Below are 10,069 nucleotides of genomic sequence, written 5' to 3' on the forward strand. Positions count from 1 at the left end.
CCAGTGCACTTCCAGCCTTATGATACAGCCGGGCATCTGTCGGGTAATTGATCGCTTTTTCCTGCACCGTGCTATCCACGTTTACTGCTGTGAGCGATGTCTTTGATACGGTCTGCGTGGCAATTCCTGCTACCACCGTTAGACTTAACATGAATTCACAGCCTGCTTCGCCTATGCGGTCACGAAATCTCGTCATCTGGCTGGGATCGATTGGCAATTCGTGACGAAAGTATTCTTCTCCACAGAAGTATTGCCAATAGGGATTCTCCACCCAGCGTTCCACCACCGTTTCATCCGATTCGTTGAAAGTGTGCTTCAGGTAGTGCAGCCCTACCATCAAGCGGATCGGAATAGCTGGGCGGCCTTCATCTGAATACAGTCGTTCAAACCGCTCTTCTACTACAGACCAGTCAATCTTCCCTGCCAGTCGGTACAGCTCGTGGCGCTGGTCCAACATCTGCTCCAGTCTCATGCGAAAAAGATCATCACAGGGGGTGGGTTCTTGCTTCTTTGGCTTCATCAATTCACCAGAAATTAGGGGTCAATAGTATTAATTCTGGCAAATTCCATACCTTTTGAGTATCCCTCAATGCCAATATTTATGCTAGCTTCTATAGTATTTCAGGGGCGACTAGTTAATGAGGAATTGAATTTATTAGGGCTGCGGCTATGGAAAGTCTTTAAATTTAACTCCCGGGAGCAAGTGCAGATTTCTGCCTGTAATGCACTCGGTGTGCTACTCAAACACCCGATCGTGACAGGCGCGACTATGGCTTTCCGCGCCACTTATCGTGATCTCATTTTGCCTATACCTGATACCTGGCACGATGCCTGGATCGCATTACTCATCGGCACTGTGTCATGCCTGGATGTGTTGCCTATGCCTTTGATCGCCTATCGGCAACACGACACGAATCAACTTGGCATCCCCCGACGCAACAGGGATCAAGAAAGAACTTTCGCTGCAATCTTTGGACCACAGTTATTCCGCTGTGAAATGGCTCGCGTGCGTCTTTTGGAGTTTCGGGATCGCTTTCCCATTAGTGAGGAAAAGATTCGCAGCCTTAACGAAGCAATCATCTTTTTGCGTACTCGCAGCACTCTCCCCTCTGCACGCTGGCGCCGAGTGCCGCTGGCTATACGTGAGCTTGCAGCATCGCGTTATCATCGTTACGCCAATGGATTGAAGAGCTTTCAGAAGGATCTCCTTAGGTAGTCCGTCACTTAAAGTAAAAAATACCTACGGAAAAATAGATCGTTAATGTGCACGAGTGCTCGGAGGAAAAATTCTGTGTCGAATAGTTTTGCTGCGTCTAAACAAGGTAACAAGCGGTTCAGGTAATCGATCACGGATTGCCTGAAGTTTTATTTGAGAAATAGCCTCACTCACAGCACGCTCTCCAGCTAGACGAAAAAAATTGTCAAATGAACTTTTGGAATTCTCCGAGCAATTCACTGCCTGCAAGATGGGAATGATAGGATTTGAATCTGCTGAACCCAATGCAATTACGCCCAATCCATGAGTATGAGTAAAGTTGAAACTCACATAATCATCCTTGATCTCATCCCATAATTTCCATACGCCAAAACCTCTTTCCCTCACATCGGTGTCATGAAAGAGCATAACGCCATTGGAAGATGCTTTCGGAAGCCAAGTTTCATAATCATTCTTGACTGCCTCGTAAGTATGCAGCCCATCTATATGAATTAGATCAAGACTGAGATTCTCGAAATCGACTGCTGCTTCGTTAAAATCTTTTCTCAGAACGCGACCAACGCCGTGATATCTGTCCTGATGAATCCGTCTAAAACTGGTATAAACTTTTTCGCCATATTTTCCGGCGTGCTCATCTCCCGACCAAAGATCAACAGCCGTAGGTGTGCAGTTGATGTCGAATTCACGTATTGCTTGGCAAGCTGCAAAAAAACTCGCCCCGTAGTGTGTACCGAGCTCAACAAATGTGTGCGGACGAAAATAATTCATGAGGCAAAACATGAATGGTATATGCCCACCCCAGCTGGTCAGCGTCAGTGTCTCTATACGAGTTCCTGAAGGCTCCAAGAATTTGAGTACTCTAAAAGTTTCATCACTTACATCTGATCGAGAGATCATACTCATCTTACAACTCAAGAATTATTCGACCATTAGGTTTCGATCCAACTACCCAAGATGTATAAGAAAAATAAACGCTCTTTTTCATAGGGTTTGAACATACTGAAAGTCGGATCTGCTGTCAAACACATTGACGATCAATAAGAGTAGCGCTAAAAAAGGAGAAATTTTTCCAATTCTGGTAACCGCTGCAGCGTTTGTTTGATCCGTTCTTGACGCTCACGTCTAACACACTCCCGCACTGGTTGTTGTCCACAGGAGGTTTTTTCACAGCCTTTTAGACGAATTCCACTCCAGTTTTCTGAAGATCAACGAGATCTATACTCGTTGCATCCAAACCAGAACCAGCAGCAACTTCCAGCAAATGCGCCTGAGTAAATGTTCCACCATGGTCCACCAATAAACTGACATAAAAATTATGTTCCTCAAGCGAAGGGGCTCTGCCTACCACATTGTTGAAGACCGTATCCACAAAAACCTCATCGGTAGGATTACCCATCACTCTAACTGCGAGCTGAGACACTTCGAGCACACTTTGACCTGAATCAAACAGATTTAGGCCGACGCCAACGTAGTCTGGATGTTGTTTGATGGCAGGTGCACCGAACGCAGCACCAATGATCCTGACCGTGTTACCGGCTGCCTCCCCGGTATCGAGATCAATAGCGATATTTTTGTCTGCAAATCGAAAACGTTCGATACTCAACAGTGTATCATTCCCATCTGGTCCTGAAATGTTTAAATTGGAAACTGTTCCAGAAACCGAGTAGTTTGCGCGATTACTGCTGTAGATTGCTGTATCGGTACCTGCGCCGCCATTGAGCGTGTCATTGCCTGCGCCGCCATTGAGCGTGTCATTGCCTGCGCCGCCATTCAACGTATCATTGCCACCAAGAGCCAAGATAATATCGTCATTTGCAGTACCTGCCAAATTATCTGGACCCTCTATACCAAAAATAACATTACCTGGCAAGGTACCCGTGTTGCCAGTGAAATTTGTGAAAGAGTTGATTCCGGTGGAGCTATCACCATTAAGTGACAATTTTCCATCGGTCGGTAATTGTGCGTAAGATATGGTACCTCCTATCATCCCCGGAAAAATTACAGTACCATTGGTGGGAAACAAAAATTTATTGGGAATAATGTAATCAGGCTTAACAAAGCTAAAATTGGGAATAAAGAAATCAGACCTAGCAGTGCCCAAATCTGCAAACCCTTGGGTCGCGACTAGTACTGACTTCCCGTCAGTCGCTTCGCTGAGTAAATCAGTATTAAAACGGAAAGTATTAGTAGCGACACCATTACTCGAGTTTAGAGAGTGCCTCGCCCAAAACTCCTGCTCATTCGCATCTATTACGAACTTAATAAATTGAACAGATCCATCTGCATTTGAATATACATTGATCAATGTGAGCAATATGGAATGTCATTTTCTTCTCCTCCTTAAATCAGATAATTGCTTCATTCATCCGCATACCATCTCTCTTCAAAGTCTGCGGAACACCGAACAATTTATTCAAGGAGTTGGGTCCATTATCCATTTCCACCCTACCAAACATATTTTAGAAAGCACACGACTGACGCCACCAACTCAAAATAAAGGTATAAGGTGTTATATATTAGTTCTGGGATCTTTATCCCGGTTCCAAAATTAATAATGGATAGAAGCCAGAAATTCATAGTGGATTTTCGATCCACACGCTGCTGAATTGGCACTTAAATCTTATAGAGCAATTGACTCTGATTCTCTCTTATTTCATGGTTTTGCAGTAATTGATCTTGTAATTAAATTACATACGTAACACTGACTATGTGCCAGCATGATTTTCGCTCAAACCTACCTCAATTGATAAGTAAGTAGCGAGCGGACATTGATAAAGGGCTCGTTCTCACTGGAAGTTGCCGGAGGACGTGTTATCCATAATGGACTATAGAACATCCCCACACTAAACATAAGCTTGTCGGTCAAGGGGTAGGCAAAGCCGGCGCTCATTGAAAACGTCCATGTTTCAGCCTTTATACGATTTTTATTGATAACACCGAAAGTCGGAGCGTTGACATTGACTTGTGTGTCAAGAAAATTTCCCGCTACGCCAATATAAGGAGTCAATCCCCCTAATTTTTCGATACGATATGCACCGCTAAGCTCAAATCCTGCATAGTTCTGGATCGCCTTATCCGCTGATTTCCCTTCACAGCCAGCAAGATTCCCAGGGGAACCTGGCTCGAAATTAATCTCATCTCCAGAACAGGTAAATGCCCCTACCACGTTACCAATCTGTCCATACAGTCGCATCCCGATACGCCAGGAATCATGCTCATACAAGGGGCGCTCCAGCGCGAATGCAAACAGGTTTGGTTTGAGCCCGAAAATTTTGATAGGAGGCACATAGGATAGGGTCAAGGCAAATTGCCATGGAAGTCCAATAGTGACGCGCGGCCGAGCAAAAATAGGTGAGTGGTTCAGATCTTCTACCTTCGTGCCACTGAGACCAACCCGTCGTTCCTCGGTGCTGAGTTGGGGAAGCCAGTCCAATTCAAATCCAACTTCGATCGAACCAAACTTTCTGCTACGCGGCACACTGAGTCCGGATAGAAGTGTGGCAGTCGTGTAATAATTCATCGCCCATGCTTCGGGACGATTGGACTCAAGAAACTCGGTATTCCTTATAACTTCCTGCGCCAGCGTTTGACTGCTCGAAAAGATAATGAAGAGGGAAGCAATACAAATCAGACAACGATAATGACTTAGCAGCAGATAAAAGCTTATTTGTAGGAAGTTCATAGGCTAAGGCTCCATTGCGCATCGGGAAACAGCTGAAAGATAAGATCGTCATGGGATATAGGTAAATAAACCCTCTTTTTTCTAAAGTAAATATACGTAAAGCCGGGTTGCGCTTAATAATAAACAAACCACAATACCTAATTCTATTTCTATTTCATTAGTTGCATTCATTATTTCACTTATGAAAAAGAAATAAAATAAATTGGCTCCTGACAAGCGCCATCTCAAAGCAAATGTGCACGCTCAGGATGAGTAGAAAAAAACTTCGAGACACCTTCACAGAAATTGACCAGGAGTGGTAGGTGGAAGGGCAACTGCGCCTGATGTTTCAGGATAGAGCCCGCTTTGGGCGTGTTTCCGATACACACCGATGCTGGTGTCCCAAACCTATACGCCCGCTAGTTTTACCAGGATTTAACGATAGCGGGATAATCCTTGCCCCACTTTTCTGTAAATGCCAGTAATTGTTTTTCTGCCTCTGTGACTGTAGCGGCAGTGGAGATGGAGCGCAGATCAGCAGCGACTAATTTGAGCAATTTCCAGCTGACAAAGTTCAGGCTGTAACGTACCAGATGAATGATGCAAAGCTGAATGATGGTTTTGGAATATGCCGCTTCAATTGCTTCGGGAAAGCCTTTTAGTCCATCAACGCAAGCGACAAAAATGTTCTGTACGCCTTGATTCTTGAGTTCAGTAACCACTGACAGCCAAAATTTGGCACCTTCAGTTTGGGCAATCCAGATACCCAGCAATTCTTTCTTACCACTGAGATTAACGCTCAGTGCAAGATATACTACCTTGGCACCCACCATGCCATTATCCCGCGCTTTGACATAAATGCAGTCAAGATAAACGATCGGATATATCGATTCTAATGGTCGCGATTGCCAAGACTTTACTTCTTCAATCACCGCATCGGTCACAGCAGAAATGAGGGTGGGCGTATAACGAAATGATTTTGTCATCAAAACCACCCCAGCGCGTCTGGTGTTTCGCAATCAAACGAGGTCCAAAACTGCTGTCACGATCCCGCGGTATGCCTATTGGCAATTCGCCCATTTCACCTTTCAGTGTCTTCTTGCTTTTGCCGTTGCGGGTATTGCCAGTTGCATTGATAACAGATTCATTCATTCCGGCTATGACCAAGATGTTCTGTCATTTCAGCCTCTAGTGCACGCTCCACCAGCTTCTTGGTAAGCTGCTTGAGTAGACCATTTTCACCAATTAAATCTTCAGGCTTCTTTCTTATAATCAGCCAGCAGGCTGTCTAATAATTTGTCGCTTACGGTCATTTCCTACCCTTATATAAAATTACTGCAATTTCCTGCTAAATGACCATTTACACAAAATTTTTTACACCCTCAAATTATCTAATCACTTCATACTGATGTGTAATCCTATATTACGTAGTGTAATTGGAGTATTATGAATATTACCCGGGTTACAAGTTAACAATGAGGTAGCATAATGGCAGAGGCTCCCGACAATCAAGCATGGTGGCTCAAACCTCTCTCAGAATGCCAGAGAGAACTGAACGCTGATTCTAACGGATTATCTAATGCTGAAGCTCTCTCCCGGCTTACTAAATATGGCCCCAATATCTTCCGCGATCACCATGAGCTGCCCTTATTAATACAGTTTCTTTCCCGTTTTAAAAATCCACTGGTCATTCTCCTTCTTGTAGCCAGTGCAATTTCGGCATTTACCAGTGAAATAACCGACTTTGTCATTATCATGGTGATAGTGATATCCAGCGTAACACTTGATTTCGTTCAGGAGCATCGCGCTAGCAAAGCAGCAGAAAGCTTGCGCCGCTCCGTATCGGTGCGTGCCATGGTGATACGTGACAAAAAGACATTGGAAGTGCCACTGGCTGACGTGGTTCCTGGCGACATTGTTTTGCTCTCTGCGGGAGATATCGTTCCAGCAGATGGTTTTGTTTTGGAAGCGAACGATTTTTTCGTCAAGCAAGCGTTACTGACAGGTGAATCCTATCCAGTGGAAAAACGACCATGTACTCTTGCTTCTGATAGTACTGATCTACAAGGTGCTACTAACGCTGTATTTATGGGCACCACTATCGTCAGCGGTAGTGCCAGAATGCTGGTCGTCAAAACGGGCGCAAGTACCGCGATCGGAGCTATCGCCGATAGTATTACTCGTCACCCCCCGCCAACATCTTTCGAGATCGGTACTCACCGGTTTGGTCTGCTCATCTTGCGTCTGACTATTCTGCTGGTACTGTTTGTCTTGCTAGTTAATGCTCTCATGCATAAGCCTTTGCTGGAATCCTTTCTATTTGCAGTGGCGCTTGCTGTGGGGTTGACTCCGGAACTATTGCCGATGGTAGTGTCTGTAACGTTGGCACGGGGTGCAGTTTCCATGGCAAGGAAACAAGTAATCGTCAAGCGCCTTGCTTCCATTCAGAATCTGGGGTCAATGGATATCCTTTGCACGGATAAGACTGGTACGCTGACTGAAGCAAGAATCACACTCCAGCAGCATGTAGACCCACAAGGTAATTCCAGTGAACGGGTTCTGGAACTCGCCTATCTCAATAGCTTCTTTGAAACAGGCCTAAAAAGTCCGCTTGATGAGGCGATTCTTGAGCACAAAAATATTGATGTGGATACCTGGAAGAAGATCGATGAAATCCCATTCGACTTTGAAAGACGACGTGTTTCAGTCCTGGTGGACAATGATAAAAGCCGGTTGTTGGTGGTCAAGGGCGCGCCTGAAGAAATCATTGATCTTTGTACTTGTTATGAAACACTGGATAATAAAATCCAAACTCCATTAGATCAGCCATCCCGAGAACAGATACATGAAAAGTATGCTGATTTTGAGAAAGAGGGTTTTCGTGTATTAGGTATTGCCTGGCGCGAAGTTCCATTGAATCATCCTCATGCCGTGCTCAGCGATGAAACGGGGCTCGTATTTGCAGGTTTTGCTTGCTTCCTTGATCCCCCTAAAGAAAGCGCGAGTGCCGCTCTATCCGCTCTCCAGGAAAGCAATGTAACTGTGAAGATTGTTACGGGTGATAGTGAGCTTGTGACACAGCATATCTGTACTCAGTTAAAAATTCCAGTAACAGGAGTATTGACTGGTAGGGAGATTGCACAAATGGATGATTCAGCTTTACGTGTTAAAGTAGAAAGTGCAAACTTGTTTTGCCGGGTTAATCCCTCTCAAAAAGACCGTGTGATCTTGGCACTTAAAACCCGTGGTCATGTAGTAGGTTATCTGGGAGACGGCATTAATGATGCTCCGCCACTTCACTCAGCAGACGTGGGTCTGTCGGTAGATTCCGCTGTTGATGTCGCTAAGGAGGCGGCTGATATGATTCTTCTGAATCATGACTTAAATGTCATACATGCTGGCGTATTGGAAGGCCGACGCACCTTCGGCAATATAATGAAGTATATTATGATGGGCACCAGCTCCAACTTTGGTAACATGTTTAGCATGGCCGGTGCAGCGCTATTCCTGCCTTTCCTACCCATGCTCCCCACTCAAATATTGCTCAACAATATTTTGTACGACCTCTCTGAAATGCCGATCCCCCTGGATAAAGTAGATCCTGAAGAGCTTCACAAACCAAGGGAATTGGACATAAATTTTATACGAAATTACATGCTGGTGATTGGGCCAATCAGCTCAGTGTTTGATTTCCTGACCTTCTATGTCATGCTCACATTACTGAAAGCAGATGAAACGTTGTTTCAAACCGGCTGGTTCATCGAATCCCTATGCACTCAAGTGCTGGTGATCTTCATTATTCGTACTCGCGGCAATCCATTCAAAAGCCGCGCCCACCCTATCTTAGTCGCAACTTCCCTTGCTGTTGTGATGTTAGCTGTTATCATTCCATTTACTCCTTTGGGAACGTACTTTGGTTTCGTTCCACCACCCGCTCAGTTCTATTTTATTCTGGCAGCGATGGTTGTAACCTATCTAGTAGTGGTCGAAGTGGCCAAGAGAAGTTTTTACCGGCGGTATAATTCATTTGCCAAATCAAAGATGTAAATAACTGATGAACTATGCTCCTCTATTAGTGACACTTCAGCAAGAAGATATTTTCCAGTAATTGACTCAATCCACCTTCTTGAAAGTATTCATTCTGTGTTGAATGCCAATGCAGAAGTTCACTGACGGGGCAAATCGTTAAAAATAAATGAAATAATTTTCACAACCTCAGCTCTTAGCATGAATGAGTAAGATTGACACAACCTTAGGATTGTGGCTCCCTTTTTTAAATTCGCAATGATATTGACATCCTTGATTATCCCATCTAAAGTAACGCAGCGTTATCAGGTATTAAAATTGAAAGTCCTCAGAAAAACATAAACAAGATTCACTGCTAACCATGAGTAATCGCCCTGGATGATCTACAAATATCCAAGAGCATTTGTTCTGTTGGCTAAGATGCAAGCCGTTAAAGTCCTCACCAAAAAGGTGGGCGCAATTTCACTAAAACGTTAATTTGAATGGAGGGAAATAATGATAAAGACAACCAAAGCATTGTGTGCGAGTTTCGTACTTGGACTGCTGTTAGCAGGTACTGCCCAAGCAGCGGAACAAAACTTCAAGGTCATTGTTAACGCTTATGACACCAATATTCCTGAGCTCAATGTCGAAGGGGTGACAGTTAAGAACATTCGTGCTTTTAATGTTCTCAATGAACCTGAAACGCTGTCTGTCCATAAAGGAACCACAGTAAAGATTACCGTAGAAAACAAATCTCCCATCAGTGAAGGATTTTCCATTGACGGATATGGTATCCAGGAAGTCATCAAAGCAGGAGAAACCAAAACGATCTCTTTCGTAGCAGATAAAGCCGGCGCCTTCACCATTTGGTGTCAGCTCCATCCTAAAAACATCCATTTGCCAGGTACATTGAACGTCGTGGAATAATGAGTTAGTTGGAATCTGTGAAAAAGTATTAACAGGCTCCAACCAGTCATTCACCGTTATCGTAAGGCCGGATTGAATCCGGCCTTACTTTTTTGTTACAAGGCTCTAATTCCATTTCCAAATCAAACATGACGCAAGAGTGAACCGCAGACAGTATAAATAACGTGAGTTCGACATAAGAATCACAACCCTACAAGTGGAAGAGCTTGAGTGAATCTGATATTAAGTGAAGGTTTCTTCTCGCGGAACGTGTAAGC

The 10,069-nt window shown here is 44.3% G+C and carries 7 protein-coding genes and 1 pseudogene; 3 read left to right on the forward strand and 5 right to left on the reverse strand.

Annotation, left to right across the window (positions count from 1 at the left end; genetic code table 11):
- On the reverse strand, nt 1-520 hold a 520-nt coding region (locus BLV54_RS13490; protein ID WP_143032522.1), incomplete at its 3' end, for a transposase.
- 81 nt (nt 521-601) lie between these two features.
- On the opposite strand from BLV54_RS13490, the gene BLV54_RS13495 reads away from it, so the two are divergent.
- Entirely contained in the window at nt 602-1,216 is a 615-nt protein-coding gene (locus BLV54_RS13495; RefSeq protein WP_143032523.1) for a glycosyltransferase family protein, read from the forward strand.
- Nucleotides 1,217-1,258: 42 nt separating this feature from the next.
- Here BLV54_RS13495 and BLV54_RS13500 read toward each other — a convergent pair whose 3' ends face one another.
- The 4 genes and pseudogenes from BLV54_RS13500 to BLV54_RS13520 all read right to left on the reverse strand — a co-directional run.
- Entirely contained in the window at nt 1,259-2,119 is an 861-nt protein-coding gene (locus tag BLV54_RS13500) for a class I SAM-dependent methyltransferase (RefSeq protein WP_090572154.1), read from the reverse strand.
- A 271-nt stretch (nt 2,120-2,390) separates the two neighbouring features.
- Nucleotides 2,391-3,530: a calcium-binding protein gene (locus tag BLV54_RS17120; RefSeq protein WP_305367536.1), complete on the reverse strand. Its 1,140-nt coding sequence runs from the start codon at nt 3,528-3,530 to the stop codon at nt 2,391-2,393.
- A gap of 420 nt (nt 3,531-3,950) precedes the next feature.
- Nucleotides 3,951-4,898, reverse strand: a complete 948-nt coding sequence (locus BLV54_RS13510) for a hypothetical protein (RefSeq protein ID WP_090572155.1) — start codon at nt 4,896-4,898, stop codon at nt 3,951-3,953.
- A 407-nt stretch (nt 4,899-5,305) separates the two neighbouring features.
- Nucleotides 5,306-6,190: pseudogene (locus tag BLV54_RS13520) on the reverse strand (transposase); the annotation flags it as partial.
- A gap of 175 nt (nt 6,191-6,365) precedes the next feature.
- Between BLV54_RS13520 and mgtA the strand changes: the two are divergent.
- Together mgtA and BLV54_RS13530 are read left to right on the forward strand one after the other, a co-directional pair.
- Nucleotides 6,366-8,924: a magnesium-translocating P-type ATPase gene (mgtA, locus tag BLV54_RS13525; protein WP_090572156.1), complete on the forward strand. Its 2,559-nt coding sequence runs from the start codon at nt 6,366-6,368 to the stop codon at nt 8,922-8,924.
- A 474-nt stretch (nt 8,925-9,398) separates the two neighbouring features.
- Nucleotides 9,399-9,812, forward strand: coding sequence for a nitrosocyanin (locus tag BLV54_RS13530; RefSeq protein WP_256329501.1), 414 nt, complete (start codon nt 9,399-9,401; stop codon nt 9,810-9,812).
- The last annotated feature ends 257 nt before the right edge of the window (nt 9,813-10,069 follow it).

The sequence above is a fragment of the Nitrosomonas sp. Nm33 genome (assembly GCF_900107265.1).
GTDB lineage: Bacteria > Pseudomonadota > Gammaproteobacteria > Burkholderiales > Nitrosomonadaceae > Nitrosomonas.